Below are 18176 nucleotides of genomic sequence, written 5' to 3'. Positions count from 1 at the left end.
GCGGATAGTGGCTGACACATTTAGAAATGATAAGTGAGTAATTTGGATGTATTGATGCGTGAAGGCTATCAATCGCCGAATTCATCAAAAAGGTAGACCCTGTTCTATGCTTGAGGGTGTGACCAAATCTTACGGATGGGAGGTGACAATGGCTGACGAACGCAAGCGCCACGATGAGCCGGAGCGTGAACAACCCCGGCGTCATGAGGAGGAGAAACCCCAGACCTGGAAGCATCCGGACGACGGTACGGAGCTGTCGGAGCGCGACCAGGAACGGCCGCTTAAACCCTGATAGCCCAAACATGAAGGACCAAAATGTGGGAGCTGGCTTGCCTGCGATGACGGTGTATCAGGCAATGATGTGCTGGCTGTAAAGCCGCCATCGCAGGCAAGCCAGCTCCCACATGAAATGTGTGTTTATGCCAGGATCGGCGTACACAACTCCACCAGCGTCCCATCCGGGCAACGCACATACGACACCACCTGCCCCCAAGGTTTAGTCGTCGGCGCCGACAGCTCTACTGCGCCCTGCGCAAGCGCTTTGGCATGCGCGGCCGACACATCCGTGGTCACAAACCCCACCTCCATTCCCAGCGGCTGACGCGAAGTGTGCGCTTGGACATGCCCACCCTCGAAATTCATTTCGCCCAGTTCATGAGCGGCAAACGACAGGGTCGTAGCCCCCGTTTCCAGCTCGCCATAGGTGCCTGATTCATGCAGGAAACGACGACTGAACCCGAAGGCTTTTTCGAAGAAATCCAAAGAGGCCGCAACGTCCGGCACATAGAGGATGGTGTAGGCGAATTTCATGGTTGAGCGCTCCTTGCGAAAAAATCAAATGGCGTCAAGACACCAACAACGAAATGGGGAAGCCCCACGCCAACACCAGAAACGCCACGGTGGCCGCCAGGCACAGGCCGACGAATACCCTCAACAACGTTCGGGCAATCGGGTGGGCGATAAACCGGATGGCCCAGAGACAGAGCCCGGCCAAGAGGGTGACCAAGGCAAGAATGGCAAGCACGGTGTGTTCCTGTGGCCTTAATCAGCTGATTTATAGCCCCTAAGTTACGCCATGAACAGTGGGCGCATAGACGCAGCCCCGCGGGCTTTCTAAACTGCGGCTTGTCTTGGGGAAAGGGGCAGGCGCCGATGAATCGTAATGAACTACGCAAGGCCGACATCAATTTGATGGTGGTTTTCGAAGCACTGATGCTCGAGCGCAATGTGACGCGGGTGGCGGAGAAGCTGTTTCTCGGCCAGCCCACCATCAGTTCGGCCCTCAACCGTTTGCGCACGTTGTTCAATGACCCGCTGTTCATTCGCGTCGGCCACCGCATGGAACCCACCGCACGCGCCGAAGAAATCATCCAGCACTTGTCGCCGGCCCTGGATTCGCTGTCATCGGCGCTGAGCCTGACCCATGATTTTGACCCGTCCATCAGCACCATGACCTTCCGCATCGGCCTGTCCGATGACGTGGAGTTCGGCCTGTTGCCGCCGTTGCTGCGCGCCTTGCGCCAGGAAGCGCCGCTGGTGGTGTTCGTGGTGCAGCATGTGGATTACTGGCGCATTCCTGACCTGTTGGCGTCCGGCGATATCACCGTCGGCATCACCCAGACGCGCGGCCTGCCGGCCAATGCCAAGCGCAAACTGTTGCGGCATATCCGCCCCTGCCTGTTGCGCGCCGACGCCTCGGACACACCGCTGACCCTCGACGAATACTGCGCACGCCCCCACGTACTGGTCTCTCACACCGCCAACGTGTCCGGGTTTGCCGATGAATGGCTGGCGGAGGTGGGGCGCAAGCGCCACGTGGTGTTGTCGGTGCCGCAATACAGCGCGCTGCCGGCGCTGCTCGCCGGCACCGACATGATCGCCAGCCTGCCGGACTACACCGCCCACGCCATGGCGGCCGGCGGCAACCTGTTCTGCGAGCCGTTCCCGTTCGAAACCCCGACCCTGGACTTGTCCATGGTCTGGCTCAGCCACGTCGACACCGACCCGGCCGAGCGCTGGATGCGCTCGCGGCTCGAAGCCTTCATGAGCGAGCGCGACAGGCTGCCGGTGCTGGCGCAAAAATCTTGAAATAACGCCTTCAGGGAGAACCACCGATGACCCCATCCCGTTCCTTGCTGCGTGGGCGCGGCAGTCATGACAGCGGCAAGGTTGGCATGGTCGAGCTGTTTTTCGACCTGGTGTTTGTGTTCGCCGTGACCCAATTGTCCCATTCGCTGCTCGCCCACCTGAGCCTTGGCGGCGCGGTGCAGGTGGCGCTGATGATGGTGGCGGTGTGGTGGGTGTGGATCTTCACCTCGTGGGTGACCAACTGGCTCGACCCCGAAAAAATCCCGATCCGCATCGGCCTGTTCGGCTTGATGGTCGCCGGGCTGCTGTTGTCCTCGTCGATTCCCAAGGCGTTTACCGATCGCGGCCTGCTGTTTGCCGGTGCCTACGTGTTCATGCAAGTGGGCCGTACGCTGTTTGCAGTGTGGGCCGTGCGCGGCGAGTCGCTGAACATGACCCGCAATTTCCAGCGGATTCTGGCGTGGATGCTCTGCTCCGGGGTGTTCTGGATCACCGGCGCGCTGCTTGAAGGCGAACAGCGCCTGGCCTTCTGGGCCCTGGCGTTGTTGATCGAGCTGATCTCGCCGTCGGTGTATTTCTGGGTGCCGGGGCTTGGGCGTTCGACGCTGACGGACTGGAATGTGGAAGGCAACCACATGGCCGAACGCTGCGGCCTGTTCGTGATCATCGCCCTCGGGGAGTCGTTGCTGGTCACCGGCGCCACTTTCGCCGAGCTGCCCTGGAGTCTGGAAGGCCTCAGTGCCTTCCTGGTGGCAGTGGTGGGCAGCATCGCGCTGTGGTGGATTTACTTCGACAGCGGCGCCGAGCGCGCCCATCACCGCATTGCCAGCTCCGCCGACCCCGGCCGGCAGGCGCGGATTGCCTACACCTACCTGCACGTGTTGATCGTCGCCGGGATCATTGTCAGCGCGGTCGCCGACGAATTGGTGCTGGTGCATCCCGGTCACGCCAGCCAGGCGGGGGTCATCGCGATCATCGCCGGCCCGTGGGTGTTTCTGTTGGGCAGTGCGTTATTCAAGTGGGTGATGGGCGACCGGCCGTTGCCACCGTTCTCGCACCTCGCCGGGTTGCTGATGTTGCTGGTGCTGTTGCCGTTGGGGCTGCAGCAGGTGTTCTCGGCATTGGTGTTGGGCGCGCTGACCACACTGGTCCTGGTGATCGTGGCGTTCTGGGAGAACCGCTCGCTGCGGGGGCTGACCGAACTTTCACATTGAAAGCGGTCGGGTTCGGTTCGGCTGCGTGGTATATGTATGACCCTTTTCCTACAATCATTCGGAGCTTTTCATGCCGCACCTGCACCTGGAATACACCGCCAACCTGCCAGACCTGGCCGTTGAGAAAACCCTGTTGCGGCTCAACAACGTGTTGATGGCGTCCGGGCAGTTCGGTTCCGAGTTCGATATCAAGAGCCGCGCGGTGAAGGTCGAGACGTTTCAAGTGGGCACCTCCCTCAGCCCGCGCGGCTTTATCGCGGTGAAACTGTCCTTGCTCAGCGGGCGTTCGCCACAGGTCAAGAAACAGTTGTCGGAAAGCCTGTTGGCCGCGCTGCAAGACCTGGGCGAATGGCCGGCCGACGTGCAGATTCAGCTGAGTGTGCAACTGGTGGACATGGACCGTGAGTCTTACAGCAAAGTCGCCATCGGCTGATCCGTCAGTGAGCGCTGCGGGTGTCAGGCACATTGCAGCGCGGGGCAAGCCCGCTCACTACAATAAGCCCTGGTCCGCGCACACTTTCACGACTTGCTCGCGAAACCAGGTATTGGCGCTGTCCTGTTCACTGGTTTCGTTCCACTGCATGTCCAGGGTAAAACCCGGCAACCCGTTGGGCGCCTCGCAATGGCCGAATGCCGGCGCGGGCGCCAGCAGTTTTTGCACGCGGCGGGGCAGGGTGACGACAAAGTCGGTACCGGCGATCATCTTCAACGCCGCGCTGTAACTGTCGGCCCGGGCGATCACCTGACGCTTGTGGGCCTTGCGCGCCAGCCAGCCGTCGATCATGTTGGTGTCCGAGGCCCATGGCGTGGGAAATACGTGGCGCCGCTCGACGAAGGATTGCAGGCTGAACGCCGGCTCCCTGGGCGCCGAGCGTTGATCGAACACGCACACCAGATCGTCTTCCAGCAGCATTTGGGTCTTGAAGCTTTTATGGGTGCGGTGAACGTGCGGGCCGAAGCAGATCACCAGGTCGAGGCGGCCCTCGCGCAGGTCGTCGGCGGGGATGTCGGTTTCCAGCTTCTGCACATTGACGATGACCGGCAGCTCGGCGCGGTCGAAGTGCTTCAACAGGCGCGGCAGGATCAGTTGCTCGAAGTATTCCGGGGCGCACACATTGAAGGTCACAGCCTTGTGCGTCGGGTCGAAGGCCTGGCCACCGGCGTGGCACAGGTTGATGCTCTCCAGAATCTTCTGCACATGGCCATACATGGTGGTGGCCTTGTACGTCGGGCGCATGCCCGCGCGCGTGTTGATAAACAGCTCGTCTTCAAAACTGGTGCGCAGTTTTTTCAGGCTGTAACTCACGGTGGACTGGCTGACGAACAGTGTTTCAGACACCTCGGTAACGCTGCTCTGGTCATAGACGGCGATAAACACCATCAAGTCCTGCATATCAAGCTTTCTGAGCAAGTTACTGTTTAGCATCGGTTTCGTCCGTCAACCCTTTGTACCGAATTCAGTACAAGACTGCGCAAAAGCTTAACGGAACGCCCGTACCAATAGAAAGCTCTGTAGGTCGTTTCTATGTTTGGTGTGGGACAAATAATGTTGGTAACACGACGTGAGCGAATATGTCGTGTGTAATGCTGTGGGGGGCGAGGGGCAAATCAGAACGTCGCGCGGGTTATCTGAAAATTGCAGATCACTGACACACCGCAAATCCCGCTGTGGGAGCTGGCTTGCCTGCGATAGCGGTGCTTCAGTCAACATTGCATTCACTGACCGATAGCTATCGCAGGCAAGCCAGCTCCCACATGGATTTTGTGGGGTTAGTTGGATTTGATCACATGCTTGATCTCCTGAAACGCCGCCAACCCCCACGGCCCCAGTTCGCGGCCGATGCTGCTCTGCTTGTAACCGCCCCATGCGGTCTGCGGGAAGATCACCTGCGGCGCGTTGATCCACACCAAACCGGCTTGCAAGGCATTCGCCACGCGATCAGCGGTTTGCGCATTGGCGGTGACCACACTGGCGACCAAGCCGAAATCACTGTCGTTGGCCAGGGCGATTGCCTCGTCCTCAGTGGTAAACCGCCGTACACACAACACCGGCCCGAAGATCTCTTCATTCCACAAGGCGCTGCCTGGCGGTACATCGGTAAACACCGTGGGCCGAATGAAAAAGCCTTTCGCCAGTTCCGCCGGACGCTTACCGCCGCACAGCAAGCGTGCGCCCTCTTCGATGCCGCGCTGAATATGCCCGAGCACGCGCAGGTACTGCGCGCGGTTGATCAGTGCACCCATTTCCACGTCATCGGCAAACGGATCAGCCACGCGAACGCCTTCAGCGCGCGCCTGTAAACGTTGCAGGAATTCATCCGCCAGGCTGTCAGCCACCAGCACGCGGCTGGTTGCGGAGCAGATCTGCCCGGCGTTGAAAAAGCCACCGCCACAGGCCAGCTCAACCGCCAGGTCGAGGTCGGCATCGGCCAGCACCAGTAACGAGGATTTACCGCCTAATTCCAGGCTCACGCCCTTGATGGTTTCCGCCGCGCGTTGCATCACCTGCACGCCCACGGCGTTGCTGCCAGTGAAGGAAATCTTCGCCACGCGGCGGTCCGCCGTCAACGGTGCGCCCACCGCCAGGCCCGTGCCGCAGACCAGGTTGAACACACCCGCGGGCACGCCGGCCTCGGCGATGATTCGCGCCAGTTGCAGCTCGGCCAGCGGCGTGACTTCCGACGGCTTGAGCACCACGCAGCAGCCGGCGGCCAGGGCCGGGGCGAGCTTCCAGGCGGTGGTCACCATCGGGAAATTCCACGGCACAATCAGCCCCACCACGCCGCACGGCTCACGGCGCAGGCGTGCGCTGAAATTATCGCCTGGCAGCGCGACGGGACTGTCCTGTGCGGTGTCCATTTCGTCAGCCACACCGGCGTAATACTCGAAGGTGGCGATCACGTCGTCCACATCGATTCCCGACTCAAACAACGGCTTGCCGTTGTTGCTCGATTGCAGCTGCATCAGCTGTTCGCGCCTTTCGCTGACGCCCTGGGCAATTTTGCGCAGCAGGGCACCGCGATCCCGCCCGGTGCTTTTCGACCACGCGGCAAACGCTGCGCTGGCCGCATCCACCGCCCGCGTCACCGCCGCCGCATCGCCCACGCTGACCTGGGCCAACGTGGCCTCGGTCGCCGGGTTGATCACCTCCAACACTTCACGGCCTGCCTGCCACTCGCCGCCGATAAACACACCATTCAACACTGCGCTCATACCGCTACCTCCTTCATCCAAAGCCCTTGGTCGATTTCAATCAGCGTCGGCCCCTGGCGATCAGCGGCGGCGCGCAAGGCGCCGCGCAAATGTTCAACGCCCTGGATGCTTTCGGCGGCGCAACCGAGTGCTTTGGCCACGCCGATAAAGTCCGGGGTGTAGATGTCCACGCCGACCGGCTCGATGGCGCGGTTGACCATGTATTTTTTGATCTCTTCGTAGCCCTGGTTATTCCACAGCAGCACGATCACCGGCACGCGTGCTTCCACGGCGCTGGCCAGTTCCGGCAGGCTGAATTGCAGGCCGCCGTCGCCGATCAGGCACACCACGGGCTGCCCGTCGCCACGCCCCAGCCAGGCGCCGATGGCGGCAGGCAAGGCGTAACCGAGGGTGCCGTAGCCGGTGGACGAGTTGAACCAGCGGCGCGGGTGGTCGAGGTTCAGGGTCAGGTTGCCGCTGTACACCGGTTGGGTGGAGTCGCCGACCAGCACGGCGCCTGGCAGTTCTTCCAGCACGGTTTTGAGGAACAGGGATTGCGCGCGGGTGGCGGCATCCCAGGCGGGCGTCAATTCGGCCCATAAACGCGCGACGCGTTGCGCGCCCCAACGCGTATCGCGGGCAGGCAATGGCTTGCTGTTCAGCTCGGTCAACAAGGCCTCGGCGGCGATCTGTGCGTCGGCCACCAGCGCCACGTGCGGCGGGTAATTGCGCACGGTCTGGTCGGGGTCGATGTCGACGCGCAGCAGGGCGCCGGGAATCTCGAAGCCACCGGCGAAGGTCACGTCGTAGTCGGTTTCCGCCAGCTCCGTGCCGATGGCCAGCACCACGTCAGCCTCGGCGACCAAGGCGCGGGTGGCGACCAGGGTTTGGGTCGAGCCAATCAGCAGCGGGTGCGCCCCCGGCAGCATGCCTTTGGCATTGATGGTCAGGGCCACCGGCGCGCCGAGGGTTTCGGCGAGGCGGGTCAGCTCGGGGGCGGCGTCGATGGCGCCGCCCCCGGCCAGGATCAGCGGACGTTTTGCCGCAGCCAGCAACTGGCTCATCTGCTTGACTGCCGATGGCGCGGCACCGGCGCGGGCGACACTGACCGGCTCACTGCCGAGCAACGCGTCGGCATTTTCCACCAGCACATCCAGCGGGATTTCAATGTGCACCGGGCGCGGCCGGCCAGCCTGGAACAGCGCAAACGCCCGCGCCAGCACGCCGGGCAATTCGGCGGCTGACATCAACGTATGCGAGAACGCCGCCACGCCCGCGATCATCGCGCCCTGGTTCGGCAATTCGTGCAACTTGCCGCGCCCGCCACCCAACTGGCTGCGCGACTGCACGCTGGAAATCACCAGCATCGGGATCGAGTCGGCGTAGGCCTGGCCCATGGCCGTGGTGATATTGGTCATGCCCGGCCCGGTGATGATGAAGCACACGCCGGGTTTGCCGCTGGTGCGGGCATAGCCGTCGGCCATAAAGCCTGCGCCCTGCTCGTGGCGCGGGGTGACGTGGCGGATGCTCGAGCGCGCCAGGCCGCGATACAGCTCCACGGTGTGCACGCCGGGGATGCCGAACACCTGGTCCACACCGTAGCTTTCCAGGAGGTTGACCAATACTTCGCCGCAGGTCGCCATAGATGTCGCTCTTGTTATGGATTCGAGGCGGTATTGGACCGGCTGGCCGGTAGCGGCAACAATCGATAAAAAGTCATACTAGCCATGTCCTCACGTCATGGCTGAGCCCGATGAAACGCCTTCCTCCACTGCCCGCGTTGCACACTTTTTGGGTCACGGCCCAGTGCTGCAATTTCACCCGAGCCGCCGAGCAATTGCACATTACCCAGGGGGCGGTCAGCCGGCAGATTGCCGGGTTGGAAAGCCATTTGGGCTACGCGTTGTTTCAGCGCCAGGCGCGAGGCTTGAGCCTGACGGAAGAGGGCCGCGAATGGTCGCTGCGCGCGCAACAGGTCTTCGGCCTGATCGGCGATGCGGTGGAGCAGATCAGCAGCCGCCGCGAAACCCTGCAACTCAAAGCCTCCACCTGCGTGATGCGCTGGCTGCTGCCACGGTTGATGCAGTGGCAAAAGGAACGCCCGGACGTGCCGGTGGAACTGACGACCACCGTGGCCTATACCGTAGACTTTCGCCGCGAGCAATTCGATGCGGCGGTGATTTACGCGCCTATCGCCGAGCAGTCCGCCGAGGCCCGGCATTTGTTTGACGAGCAACTCACGCCGGTCTGCGCGCCGGCATTGCTTGCAGGTTTACATACACCCGCCGACTTGCAGCAGCAGGTGCTTTTACACCCCACACGGGATGAGCGCGATTGGGCATTGTGGTTAAAGGCTGCGAATACGCGGCTGAGCAACCTGGCTCAGGGGCATCATTTCGAAACGCTGGATTTGGCCATGACGGTGGCATCCCAAGGTTCGGGTGTGGCGATAGGCGACAGTGCGCTGATTGGCGAGGACCTGAAAGCGGGGCGGTTGGCGACGCCGTTTGAACTGCGGGTGCCGACGGGAATGGGGTATTACCTGGTGTATCCGCCGGGGACGGCGCCGTCGGCCGGGCTGGAAGAATTGATGAATTGGCTGGTGAGCCAGGCACAACAGTCGTAACGCTGAAGAACCAAATGTGGGAGCAGAGCTTGTGTGGGAGCTGGCTTGCCTGCGATAGCATCACCTCGGTATAGCTGACACTCCGAGTTGCCTGCATCGCAGCGGTGCGACGATTCGACAAGCCAGCTCCCACATAAGTCCTCTTATACAGGCTTACCCTGTTTTATCAGTAGCCGACGGTGAAGCGTTGGCGGGAGTGTTTGGGTGTTTCCACTTCGTCGATCAACGCAATTGCATAGTCAGCAAAGCTAATCCAGCTGCGGCCTTCGCTGCTGACCAGCAAATCATCCTGGCCCAGACGGAATTTGCCGGTGCGCTCGGTCTCGACGAATTCCGCCGACGGCGACAGGAAAGTCCAATCCAGACCGTTTTCCTGACGCAGCGTGGCGAGAAACTCGGCGCCGGCGCTGGCTTCAGCCTTGTACTCCGCCGGGAAGCCCGGGCTATCGATGACGCGGCTGCCGCCCGGCAGCAACAGCGAACCGGCACCGCCCACCACCAGCAAGCGTTTCACGCCAGCTTTTGTGACCGGACCGATGACTGCATTGGCGGGCAGGGTGGCGAAGTGCGCAGCGCTGATGACCACATCACTGCCGCTGACAGCCTGTTGCAAGGCCTCAGCATCCAGCGCATCCACCTGTTTGACGGTGATACCCGGGCGCGCAGCGAGCGTGTCGGTGTTACGCGCGATGGCGGTCACGCTATGCCCGCGACGCAGTGCTTCTTCCAGCAGTTGGCTACCGGCACGGCCGGTGGCACCAATGATTGCAATCTTGCTCATGACGTTCTCCAGTCAGGTCAGGGTTTAAAACCATTCACCACTTCATTTCGCCCTTGGCGACTTTGGCGCCCAGTTCCAGGCTGCCTTCGTCGGCGAGGTTGGGGTAACGCGTTTTCATGGCCGCGATCAGGGCGGCGGAGTCCTTGGCTTTGGCGGTCTCTTCGTCGAACGCCTTGATGTAGCCGGCGGTAAACGCGACGGACTGCACGGTCGGTGTGCCCAGGTAGTGGCCTGGGATCACGGTGCGCGGTTTCAGCTCTTCAATACGCTTGAGGGTGGTCAGCCAGTCGGCATGGGATTTTGCTGTTTGGGTATCAGCCATCCACACGTGAGTGTTTTCAAATACCACGACGCCGCCGACCACGGCCTTGATCGATGGAATCCATACAAACGTGCGGTCCGGTTGCGGGCCGTCGAGGCCGATGACTTCCAGTGTTTTGCCTTCAAGGGTCAGCGTATGGCCTTGCAACACTTGCGGGATGACCAGCTTCGCCGGTTTGTCGGCGCCGAGTTTCGGGCCCCAGAACGCGAGTTTGTGTTCGGCGGTGGCGTTGATGTGGTCGACCACCGGTTGCGAGGCCAGCACCTTGGCGTCCGGGAAGGCCTTGGTCAGGACGTCAAGGCCGAAGTAGTAGTCCGGGTCGCCATCGCTGACGTAGATGGTGGTGAGGTGCTTGCCGCTGGCGCGAATTTTCTGCACCAGGTCTTCGGCCTGGCCGTTGCCGAATTGCGCGTTGACCAGGATGACGTCGTGTTCGCCGCTGACCAGCACCGAACTCACCGGCATCATCGCCGAGGCGCCAGGGTTGTAGGCGTCCAGCGTCAGGTCGGCAGCAGCCGCGTGGGCGGCGAAAGCCAAAGCGGCCATGGCGGTGGCCAATCGTTTGAACATCGGGATCATGTGCAGCTCCAGCAAGGGGTCAGTGATGCACAGAGCTTAGTTGCACTAAACATCACAAAAAATGCCATGCTTGAACATAGTTTGTTTCTAAAACCGGGCAAATCATGGACCGTCTTCAAGCAATGCGCGTGTTTGTCAGCGTAGTGGACCTGGGCAGCCAGTCCGCCGCCGCTGATCATCTGGACCTGTCGCGGCCGGTGGTGTCGCGCTATCTGGCCGAGCTGGAGGACTGGGTTGGGGCGCGGTTGATGCACCGCACCACGCGCAAGCTCAGCCTCACGGCAGCCGGCAGCGAAATGCTGCCGCGTTGTCGGCAGATGCTGGAGTTGTGCAACGACATGCAAGCCGCCGTCACTGAGCCGGATGAAGCCCCGCGCGGCCAGATCCGCTTGAGTGTCAGCAGCTCGTTCGGCCAGGCCCAGTTGGCCGATGCGGTCGTCGAATACGTCAAGCTGTACCCGTTGGTCAGTATCGATATGCAGATGCTCGACCGCACCGTGAACCTGGTCGATGAGCGCATCGACCTGGCCATCCGCACCAGCTTTGAGCTGGACCCCAACCTGATCGCGCGCAAGCTCACGCTGTGCCGCTCGGTGATCTGCGCCTCACCCGCGTACCTGCAGGAGCATCCGCAACCCCGGCGCGTGCACGAACTGGCCGAACACAATTGCCTGACGCACTCCTACTTTGGCAAAAGCCTGTGGCACTTTACCGAGAACGGCGGGCCAGTGTCCGTGGCGGTGCAGGGCAATATCACCGCCAACGAGGCCACGACCCTGCTGCGGGTGACGCTGGCCGGGGCAGGGGTGGCGCGGCTGCCGAGCTATCAGGCCGGGGACTACATCCGCAGCGGCGAGCTGATTCGTCTGCTGCCCGAGGCTGAGCCGCAGCAAATGAATGTCTACGCGGTGTACGCCTCGCGCAAACACATGCCGTTGGCGCTGCGCAGCCTGCTGGATTTCCTGGTGCTCAGGTTCCCGCAAGAGCCGGCGTGGGACATCGGCCTCTGAGCGCAATCTTTGGAACAGGCAACGAGTACCTGTGGCGAGGGAGCTTGCTCCCGCTGGACTGCGTAGCAGTCCCAGGCTTTTTAAACAAAGAGCCGGGGCCGCTTCGCGGCCCAGCGGGAGCAAGCTCCCTCGCCACAGGTACAGCGTTCGCCCTTAACTGACTGGTATTAGTGCTTGCCACAGGGGGGGAGTGTTGACGCTAGACAAGGGGTGTTTAAGGGCTGGCCTTTAAGCCGACATAAACGTGTTGAATGGCGCCCGATAATGGCAACTCGCCGTGACTGACCTATGCTTTAAACAGGCCCATCAAGGCCTGTTCGGAGGTCGCCGCCATGACTCTAAAAATTAGAAAGTACCTGATGATTTTCACCCTGTGCGCCCTGGCTACTGCGCTGTACGGCACTGCCGCTTACCGCGTTGAACAGACGCGCATGCAGCCGGCGGCGTTCGCCGTCAGTTGTCATCAGGACCTGTGCGTGCCGCGCACCGGCAGTTTCAGCGCACTCAGGTAACGGCCTGTTCCGCTTTCAACTGCTCGCGAAAGGCCTTGGGTGAGAAGCCGACCCGTCGGCGGAACAACCGTGAGAAGTTGGTCGGGTCGGAAAACCCCAACACCTCCGACATCTCATTGATGGTCATGCTGGTGTAGGTCAACAAGCGTTTGGCCTCCAGCAATTGGCGGTCATGCATGATCTGCAGCGCGGGCTGCCCGCCCAACTCCCGACACGTCCCGTTCAGGTGTGAGACCGAGATGCCCAGCTTGTGGGCCAGATCTTCGATTTTCGGGTGCTCGCGGTAATGCTGCTCGACCAACTGGGTGAAGCGCCGGAAATACTCACGGCCACGTGGCGCGCGCGGGTGACGGCGCTGGATAGCCTGGCGGCTGATCCACACCAGCAACACGCTGACCAATGCGTGCATCATCATGTCCCGTGCGGGTTGTTCATCGGCGTATTCGGTCTGCAGACGGGCGAATTGCGCATTGAGGTAGTCGCTGTCCTTGCCGGCGGGGTAGTTGCCCAGGGCCTGCAACCCATCCACCGTCGCGCCCAGTTGTTCCTGTAAATGGCTGACCAGTGGCGCCGCCAGGGTCACCACGTAGCCTTCGACATCCTCGGAAAAACGAAAACCGTGCACGCATAACGGTGGCAGCACCTGCAAGGTGGCCTCGTTGAGTGTGGTGCGCTGGCCTTCGATTTCCAGTTGCGCCTGGCCTTTGTGTACGTACAACAACTGGCACAGATCCGCGTGCCGGTGGGGCTGGATTTCCCACTGGTATTCCCGACTGCGCCGGGAGATGGTCTCGCAGTGCAGTAAATCCGGTGTCGGCCATTGCTGGCTTTCCCCGTACAGCTTGAAGACCGGAATCGCGGAACTGGCAGTTTTGGTCATGGTTTCAATCCGATACTCAGGATAGTGGTGCGGTAATCGCCCCGATTGGCAAAAAGCGCAGGCATTGGCTCAGTTTTCACCTTCTTATGCCGGCCACTCAAGTGAAAAATGCCAGCAATCAGTTCAATGACAACTCTTTCACCCAATCCGTTCGGTGAAGCTTGCGGGCCATAAAAATAATGAAAACGCTGAAAACCCAAGTCGCCATTATCGGCGCCGGTCCTTCGGGATTGCTGCTCGGTCAACTGCTGCACAACGCCGGTATCCAGACCCTCATCCTAGAGCGCCAGGCTGCTAATTATGTAAAGGGCCGCATCCGCGCCGGAGTGCTGGAGCAGGGCATGGTCGACCTGTTGCGCGAGGCGGGCGTGAGCCGGCGCATGGACGTCGAAGGCCTGGTGCATGACGGTTTTGAACTGGTGCTTAATGGTCAGCTCAGCCATATCGACCTTAAAGCGTTGACCGGCGGCCAGTCGGTGATGGTCTACGGCCAGACCGAAGTCACCCGCGACCTCATGACCGCCCGGGCCGACGCCGGTGGCGTCACGCTCTACGAAGCGCGCAATGTGCAACCCCATGACATGAAAACCGACCGCCCCTGGTTGACCTTCGAATATCAGGGCGAACGCGTTCGCCTGGGTTGCGACTACATTGCCGGTTGCGACGGTTTCCACGGCGTGGCGCGCCAGTCGATCCCGGCGCAATCCCTGAAAGTGTTTGAGCGCGTCTATCCCTTTGGCTGGCTGGGCATCCTCGCGGACACGCCGCCGGTGCACCCTGAGTTGGTGTACGCCAAACACCCGCGCGGCTTTGCCCTGTGCAGCATGCGCTCGCCGACCCGCAGCCGTTATTACCTGCAAGTGCCGGTGCAAGAGCCGCTGGATGAATGGTCGGACGAACGCTTCTGGGATGAACTGAAAAGCCGTCTGCCGGGTGAACTGGCCCAGAGGTTGGTCACCGGCCCGTCCATCGAGAAAAGCATCGCGCCGCTGCGCAGTTTCGTGGTGGAGCCGATGCAGTACGGGCGCCTGTTCCTGCTCGGCGACGCCGCGCACATCGTGCCGCCTACCGGGGCCAAGGGCTTGAACCTGGCGGCCAGTGATGTGAGCACGCTGTACCGGATCCTGCTCAAGGTCTACCGCGAAGGGCGTGTGGACCTGCTGGAAAAGTACTCGGCCATTTGCCTGCGCCGCGTGTGGAAGGCCGAGCGGTTTTCCTGGTGGATGACCTCGATGCTGCACGAATTCCCCGAGGCGGACGGTTTCAGCCAGCGCATTGCCGAGAGTGAGCTGGCCTACTTCATTCACTCTGAAGCCGGTCGCAAAACCATTGCAGAAAATTACGTTGGGCTTCCTTACGAGGCTATCGAATAGCCAGCTATCGAGTAAGATGTTGAGCATTCCCGCCGGCCCTTCCTTTCCAGCGGGCCCTGCTCGAAGGTTCTGCCGTGACTAACCTGAATCAGCCCGCCCAACCCGTTCCCGCCGTACGCAGTGTGCTTGCCGCCTTGATGCTGGCGATCTTCCTGGGGGCTTTGGACCAGACCATTGTGGCCGTGTCGATGCCGGCCATTTCTGCGCAGTTCCATGACGTCAACCTGCTGGCCTGGGTGATCTCCGGCTACATGGTGGCGATGACCGTGGCGGTGCCGATCTACGGCAAACTCGGCGACCTGTACGGGCGCCGGCCGATGATGCTGATCGGCATGGGCGTGTTTACACTCGCCTCGCTGTTCTGCGGCATGGCGCAAAGCATGGAGCAACTGGTGCTGGCGCGGATTCTCCAGGGGATCGGCGCCGGCGGGATGATTTCGGTGAGCCAGGCGATCATCGGCGACATCATCCCGCCCCGCGAGCGTGGGCGTTATCAGGGCTATTTCAGCAGCATGTACGCGGTGGCCAGCGTGGCCGGGCCGGTGTTGGGCGGCTACATGACCGAGTACCTGTCGTGGCGCTGGGTGTTCCTGATCAACCTGCCATTGGGCGCGGGCGCCTGGTACGTGGCGCATCGCACCCTGGTCGGGCTGCCCGTGCCGCAGCGCAAGCCGATCATCGATTACCTTGGCACCTTGCTGATGATCATCGGTTTAACCGCCTTGTTGCTGGGCATTACCGAAATTGGCCAGGGCCACCACTGGCGTGATCAGCAAGTGCTCGGGTTGCTGGGGTGTGCACTGGTGGCGCTGAGTGTGTTTGTGTGGCACGAACGCCGTGCGCGCGAGCCCTTGTTGCCGATGCACCTGTTTGCCAACCGCAGCGCAGTGTTGTGCTGGTGCACGATTTTCTTTACCAGCTTTCAGGCGATTTCCCTGACGGTACTGATGCCGCTGCGCTACCAGACGGTGACCGGCTCCGGTGCCGACAGCGCGGCGCTGCACTTGCTGCCCTTGGCGATGGGGTTGCCGATGGGGGCCTATTTTGCCGGGCGCATGACCTCCGTGACCGGGCGCTATAAACCGATGATTCTCAGCGGCGCGTTGTTGAGCCCGCTGGCGATTCTGGGCATGGCCTACAGCGCGCCGCAAGCGGTGGCGCTGACGGCGGTGTTTATGTTGCTGTGTGGCATCGCGGCGGGGATGCAGTTTCCGACCTCGTTGGTGGGGACGCAGAATTCGGTCGAGCAGCGCGACATTGGTGTGGCGACCAGTACCACTAACTTGTTCCGTTCGTTGGGTGGGGCTGTGGGGGTCGCTTCGATGTCAGCGCTGTTGTTGGCGTTGTTGCAGGATTCGAGTTTTGCGCATTTGGCCAGTGGGGCGTTGGCAGGCGAGGGTGGGTCGGGCAACGTTTTGCTCGACGGCCTGAACGCCGCGCCTGGCCCGGCGCAGGATGCGTTGCGCGGGGAATTGGCGGTGACGTTCCGGCATCTGTTGATGGTGAGTGCGGGGGTGTCGTTGTTGGGGTTGGCGGCGGCGGTTGCCATGCCGAATCGCTTGCTGCGCGGCCGTGAAGACAAGGCTGGATAACTGACACTCGATAGATCCAAATGTGGGAGCTGGCTTGCCTGCGATTGCGCTCGACCCGTTGGCACAGTTGCCATGGATACACCGCTATCGCAGGCAAGCTGCTCCCACAGGGGTGTGCATTTCAAGGTTGATCAGGGGCTGTAGTAACCCACCGCAACCATAAAATGCCCCGCCTTACGCACATAAGCGTGCTTGTTCTCCACCTTGTCAGTCACCGGGTTCTTCCACCGATACTTGTATTCCCCCTGATCCTGCTCCGCCATGATCTTCAGCATCGGCTCCCCGACAGGCTTTCCGTCCGGGTCCTTGATCTTGCCGAAATCCGTATTCACCAGGCGCAAGTTCGTCCCGTGCGCTACATAGCGCCCGGTATTCAGGTCCACCACAAACACATACAAATCATCCTGCAGAAACCCGCCCTGCAATGAGTTAATCGCCTTCAGCGTCCCCGCTTCATCCTTGAGCAACGCCGTTGCCGCCTTGTTACGCAGCGCCCGCGCCTGTTCAGGCGTAGCGCGTGGCAGGTAATACCCGACCGCCAGAATCCGCTCGCCCACACGCTGGTAAAACACATGTTTGTGTTCCACCTTGCCGTCATTCCAGTTCTGCCAGCGGTAGTCCGCCTGCTGAATACCCTGACCCTCAGGCACCTTCAACGCATCCTTGAATGATTGACGCAAATCCGGCCCCAGCACCTCGGACACATCGCGACCGATCAACGCAGAGGAGGGGCCGCCACTGGCCAGCAACACACCCTGGGTGTCGACCACAAATACATAGCGGTCATGGTCGACAAACTCACCCTGGCGGCTGAACGCAGCAAACGCCTTATCGCCATTGCTCTGGTAATACACCAAGGCTTTTTCCAGTAACGCCTTGGCCGCCGCCGCGTCTTCTTCTTGCGCCGTGGCCGCGTGCACCTGGCTGAAACCCAACAGCAGCAGCCAGGTGAGTCGGAGCAGTCCCTTCATGACCCGTTCCTCGTTCTTGTTAGATGTGACAACAGCGTAGACCGCCGGGGCTCAGGGCGCCGCCAGCCATTGATTGACGATGCCGGCATACACGCCGGTGGCCACGCTCAGGTGCAACCACTGGTCGACGTAGCTCTTCCAGGCCACGTCATCGCGGGGCAGCAGAAAGGCTTTTTCGCTGTACTGCATTTGCCGCTCCGGGTTGACCGCGCACAGCCCCGGCTTGAGTTTTTGCTGGTAACGCGCCTCGCTGGCGTCGGTGATCATCACGTCGGCTTTGCCTGTCAGCAGTTCGTCAAAGATGGTCACGTTGTCGTGCAGGCGGATTTGCGCCTGGCCAAGGTGCGCGCGGGCGAAGATTTCGTTGGTGCCGCCTGCCGGCTCGATCACCCGTACCTCGGGTTTGTTGATCTGTTCGACACTCTGATAGCGCTGCACATCCGCGCAACGCACCAGCGGGATCTTGCCGTCGACGCCGAGGGGCTGGCTGAAGAAGGCTTTTTTCTGGCGCTCCAGTGACACCGAAATGCCGCCCACGGCGATGTCGCAGCGTTGGGCGATGAAGTCCGGCATCAAGGTTTTCCAGGTAGTGGGCACCCAGCGGATTTTCGCGTTCAGGCTCTTTGCCAGTGACTCGGCCATGGCGATGTCGATGCCTTCGTAGCGGCCGTCGTCGCGCAGGGAAGAGTAAGGCTTGTAGTCGCCGGTGGTGCAGACGTTCAGGGTGCCGCGCTGCTGCACGTCATCAAGCCGCGAGTCGGCCAAGGCGTGGGTAGCCAGGCTTGCCAGTAAACAGAAGGCCAGAGGCGCTTTCATGCGGTCGATTCCTTGGGGGCATGATCGGGGGCGCCATTATTTCCAGCAAATCGGGGGGATGGCAATTGTTTAGCCAAGCTGCAACCAAACTCCGTCAACCCTGAATTGAACAACCTTTGGCGGCATGTGACGCTGCCGGGTATCTACCTCATTGTGACTTTTGCATGGACGGTTCCCCCGACACTCACCCCGAGACATCGCCCGGCGCCTTGGTGCCGAG

The 18176-nt window shown here is 61.4% G+C and carries 19 protein-coding genes; 9 read left to right on the top strand and 10 right to left on the bottom strand.

Annotated features, from left to right (window positions below; genetic code table 11):
• Positions 1 to 142 precede the first annotated feature (142 nt).
• Positions 143 to 292, top strand: a complete 150-nt coding sequence (locus tag AB4P94_RS29830; protein WP_395611418.1) for a hypothetical protein — start codon at positions 143 to 145, stop codon at positions 290 to 292.
• Positions 293 to 417: 125 nt separating this feature from the next.
• Here the strand turns inward: AB4P94_RS29830 and AB4P94_RS29825 are convergent, their stop codons facing one another.
• Positions 418 to 810 carry a VOC family protein gene (locus AB4P94_RS29825; protein ID WP_395608648.1) on the bottom strand — a complete coding sequence of 131 codons (393 nt, stop codon included), beginning with the start codon at positions 808 to 810 and terminating at the stop codon, positions 418 to 420.
• A gap of 34 nt (positions 811 to 844) precedes the next feature.
• Positions 845 to 1024: a hypothetical protein gene (locus AB4P94_RS29820; protein WP_395608647.1), complete on the bottom strand. Its 180-nt coding sequence runs from the start codon at positions 1022 to 1024 to the stop codon at positions 845 to 847.
• A 128-nt stretch (positions 1025 to 1152) separates the two neighbouring features.
• Between AB4P94_RS29820 and AB4P94_RS29815 the strand changes: the two genes are divergently transcribed.
• From AB4P94_RS29815 to AB4P94_RS29805, 3 genes are all read left to right on the top strand, one after another.
• Positions 1153 to 2088 carry a LysR substrate-binding domain-containing protein gene (locus AB4P94_RS29815; RefSeq protein WP_395608646.1) on the top strand — a complete coding sequence of 312 codons (936 nt, stop codon included), beginning with the start codon at positions 1153 to 1155 and terminating at the stop codon, positions 2086 to 2088.
• Positions 2089 to 2114: 26 nt separating this feature from the next.
• The gene (locus AB4P94_RS29810) at positions 2115 to 3302 is read left to right on the top strand and encodes a low temperature requirement protein A (RefSeq protein WP_395608645.1); all 1188 of its coding nucleotides are present in this window, start codon (positions 2115 to 2117) and stop codon (positions 3300 to 3302) included.
• A 70-nt stretch (positions 3303 to 3372) separates the two neighbouring features.
• The gene (locus AB4P94_RS29805) at positions 3373 to 3735 is read left to right on the top strand and encodes a 5-carboxymethyl-2-hydroxymuconate Delta-isomerase (RefSeq protein WP_395608644.1); all 363 of its coding nucleotides are present in this window, start codon (positions 3373 to 3375) and stop codon (positions 3733 to 3735) included.
• A 57-nt stretch (positions 3736 to 3792) separates the two neighbouring features.
• Here AB4P94_RS29805 and AB4P94_RS29800 read toward each other — a convergent pair whose 3' ends face one another.
• The 3 genes from AB4P94_RS29800 to AB4P94_RS29790 form a co-directional block, all read right to left on the bottom strand.
• On the bottom strand, positions 3793 to 4728 hold the full coding sequence (locus AB4P94_RS29800) for a LysR family transcriptional regulator (protein ID WP_395608643.1): 936 nt from the start codon (positions 4726 to 4728) through the stop codon (positions 3793 to 3795).
• A gap of 344 nt (positions 4729 to 5072) precedes the next feature.
• Positions 5073 to 6515 (bottom strand): aldehyde dehydrogenase family protein, encoded by a 1443-nt coding sequence (locus AB4P94_RS29795; RefSeq protein WP_395608642.1) that lies wholly within the window; start codon positions 6513 to 6515, stop codon positions 5073 to 5075.
• Positions 6512 to 8137 (bottom strand): 5-guanidino-2-oxopentanoate decarboxylase, encoded by a 1626-nt coding sequence (locus AB4P94_RS29790; protein WP_395608641.1) that lies wholly within the window; start codon positions 8135 to 8137, stop codon positions 6512 to 6514. The genes AB4P94_RS29795 and AB4P94_RS29790 overlap by 4 nt, the downstream gene beginning before the upstream one ends.
• A gap of 110 nt (positions 8138 to 8247) precedes the next feature.
• Between AB4P94_RS29790 and AB4P94_RS29785 the strand changes: the two genes are divergently transcribed.
• Positions 8248 to 9120, top strand: coding sequence for a LysR substrate-binding domain-containing protein (locus AB4P94_RS29785; protein ID WP_395608640.1), 873 nt, complete (start codon positions 8248 to 8250; stop codon positions 9118 to 9120).
• 166 nt (positions 9121 to 9286) lie between these two features.
• Here the strand turns inward: AB4P94_RS29785 and AB4P94_RS29780 are convergent, their stop codons facing one another.
• On the bottom strand, positions 9287 to 9901 hold the full coding sequence (locus AB4P94_RS29780; RefSeq protein ID WP_395608639.1) for an NAD(P)-dependent oxidoreductase: 615 nt from the start codon (positions 9899 to 9901) through the stop codon (positions 9287 to 9289).
• Between the two features lie 34 nt (positions 9902 to 9935).
• Positions 9936 to 10802, bottom strand: coding sequence for an MBL fold metallo-hydrolase (locus AB4P94_RS29775; RefSeq protein ID WP_395608638.1), 867 nt, complete (start codon positions 10800 to 10802; stop codon positions 9936 to 9938).
• Positions 10803 to 10906: 104 nt separating this feature from the next.
• Between AB4P94_RS29775 and AB4P94_RS29770 the strand changes: the two genes are divergently transcribed.
• Complete coding sequence (locus AB4P94_RS29770; protein ID WP_395608637.1) at positions 10907 to 11812, top strand: LysR family transcriptional regulator; 906 nt, start codon at positions 10907 to 10909, stop codon at positions 11810 to 11812.
• A gap of 332 nt (positions 11813 to 12144) precedes the next feature.
• Positions 12145 to 12324, top strand: coding sequence for a hypothetical protein (locus tag AB4P94_RS29765; protein WP_395608636.1), 180 nt, complete (start codon positions 12145 to 12147; stop codon positions 12322 to 12324).
• Here the strand turns inward: AB4P94_RS29765 and AB4P94_RS29760 are convergent.
• Entirely contained in the window at positions 12317 to 13204 is an 888-nt protein-coding gene (locus tag AB4P94_RS29760; protein WP_395608635.1) for a helix-turn-helix domain-containing protein, read from the bottom strand. The two genes, AB4P94_RS29765 and AB4P94_RS29760, sit on opposite strands and share 8 nt — an antisense overlap.
• A 188-nt stretch (positions 13205 to 13392) precedes the next feature.
• Between AB4P94_RS29760 and pobA the strand changes: the two genes are divergently transcribed.
• Positions 13393 to 14577, top strand: coding sequence for a 4-hydroxybenzoate 3-monooxygenase (gene pobA / locus AB4P94_RS29755; protein ID WP_395611404.1), 1185 nt, complete (start codon positions 13393 to 13395; stop codon positions 14575 to 14577).
• Between the two features lie 74 nt (positions 14578 to 14651).
• Positions 14652 to 16169 carry an MDR family MFS transporter gene (locus AB4P94_RS29750; RefSeq protein ID WP_395608634.1) on the top strand — a complete coding sequence of 506 codons (1518 nt, stop codon included), beginning with the start codon at positions 14652 to 14654 and terminating at the stop codon, positions 16167 to 16169.
• Between the two features lie 131 nt (positions 16170 to 16300).
• Here AB4P94_RS29750 and AB4P94_RS29745 read toward each other — a convergent pair whose 3' ends face one another.
• Positions 16301 to 17140 carry a cache domain-containing protein gene (locus tag AB4P94_RS29745; RefSeq protein WP_395608633.1) on the bottom strand — a complete coding sequence of 280 codons (840 nt, stop codon included), beginning with the start codon at positions 17138 to 17140 and terminating at the stop codon, positions 16301 to 16303.
• A gap of 51 nt (positions 17141 to 17191) precedes the next feature.
• On the bottom strand, positions 17192 to 17956 hold the full coding sequence (locus AB4P94_RS29740) for a transporter substrate-binding domain-containing protein (RefSeq protein WP_395608632.1): 765 nt from the start codon (positions 17954 to 17956) through the stop codon (positions 17192 to 17194).
• Positions 17957 to 18176: the final 220 nt, after the last annotated feature.

The sequence above is a fragment of the Pseudomonas sp. B22129 genome (assembly GCF_044218875.1).
In the GTDB taxonomy this organism is placed as follows: Bacteria; Pseudomonadota; Gammaproteobacteria; order Pseudomonadales; family Pseudomonadaceae; genus Aquipseudomonas.
This window is presented reverse-complemented; position numbering and strand designations above follow the sequence as displayed.

Excerpts from the sequence above, each read along its gene's own strand:
- AB4P94_RS29760 (WP_395608635.1), bottom strand. The coding sequence starts at position 13,204 with ATGACCAAAACTGCCAGTTCCGCGATTCCGGTCTTCAAGCTGTACGGG.
- AB4P94_RS29770 (WP_395608637.1), top strand. The coding sequence starts at position 10,907 with ATGGACCGTCTTCAAGCAATGCGCGTGTTTGTCAGCGTAGTGGACCTG.
- AB4P94_RS29790 (WP_395608641.1), bottom strand. The coding sequence starts at position 8,137 with ATGGCGACCTGCGGCGAAGTATTGGTCAACCTCCTGGAAAGCTACGGT.
- AB4P94_RS29740 (WP_395608632.1), bottom strand. The coding sequence starts at position 17,956 with ATGAAAGCGCCTCTGGCCTTCTGTTTACTGGCAAGCCTGGCTACCCAC.
- AB4P94_RS29805 (WP_395608644.1), top strand. The coding sequence starts at position 3,373 with ATGCCGCACCTGCACCTGGAATACACCGCCAACCTGCCAGACCTGGCC.
- AB4P94_RS29795 (WP_395608642.1), bottom strand. The coding sequence starts at position 6,515 with ATGAGCGCAGTGTTGAATGGTGTGTTTATCGGCGGCGAGTGGCAGGCA.
- AB4P94_RS29780 (WP_395608639.1), bottom strand. The coding sequence starts at position 9,901 with ATGAGCAAGATTGCAATCATTGGTGCCACCGGCCGTGCCGGTAGCCAA.
- AB4P94_RS29765 (WP_395608636.1), top strand. The coding sequence starts at position 12,145 with ATGACTCTAAAAATTAGAAAGTACCTGATGATTTTCACCCTGTGCGCC.
- AB4P94_RS29745 (WP_395608633.1), bottom strand. The coding sequence starts at position 17,140 with ATGAAGGGACTGCTCCGACTCACCTGGCTGCTGCTGTTGGGTTTCAGC.
- AB4P94_RS29810 (WP_395608645.1), top strand. The coding sequence starts at position 2,115 with ATGACCCCATCCCGTTCCTTGCTGCGTGGGCGCGGCAGTCATGACAGC.
- AB4P94_RS29800 (WP_395608643.1), bottom strand. The coding sequence starts at position 4,728 with ATGCTAAACAGTAACTTGCTCAGAAAGCTTGATATGCAGGACTTGATG.
- AB4P94_RS29825 (WP_395608648.1), bottom strand. The coding sequence starts at position 810 with ATGAAATTCGCCTACACCATCCTCTATGTGCCGGACGTTGCGGCCTCT.
- AB4P94_RS29785 (WP_395608640.1), top strand. The coding sequence starts at position 8,248 with ATGAAACGCCTTCCTCCACTGCCCGCGTTGCACACTTTTTGGGTCACG.
- AB4P94_RS29815 (WP_395608646.1), top strand. The coding sequence starts at position 1,153 with ATGAATCGTAATGAACTACGCAAGGCCGACATCAATTTGATGGTGGTT.
- AB4P94_RS29775 (WP_395608638.1), bottom strand. The coding sequence starts at position 10,802 with ATGATCCCGATGTTCAAACGATTGGCCACCGCCATGGCCGCTTTGGCT.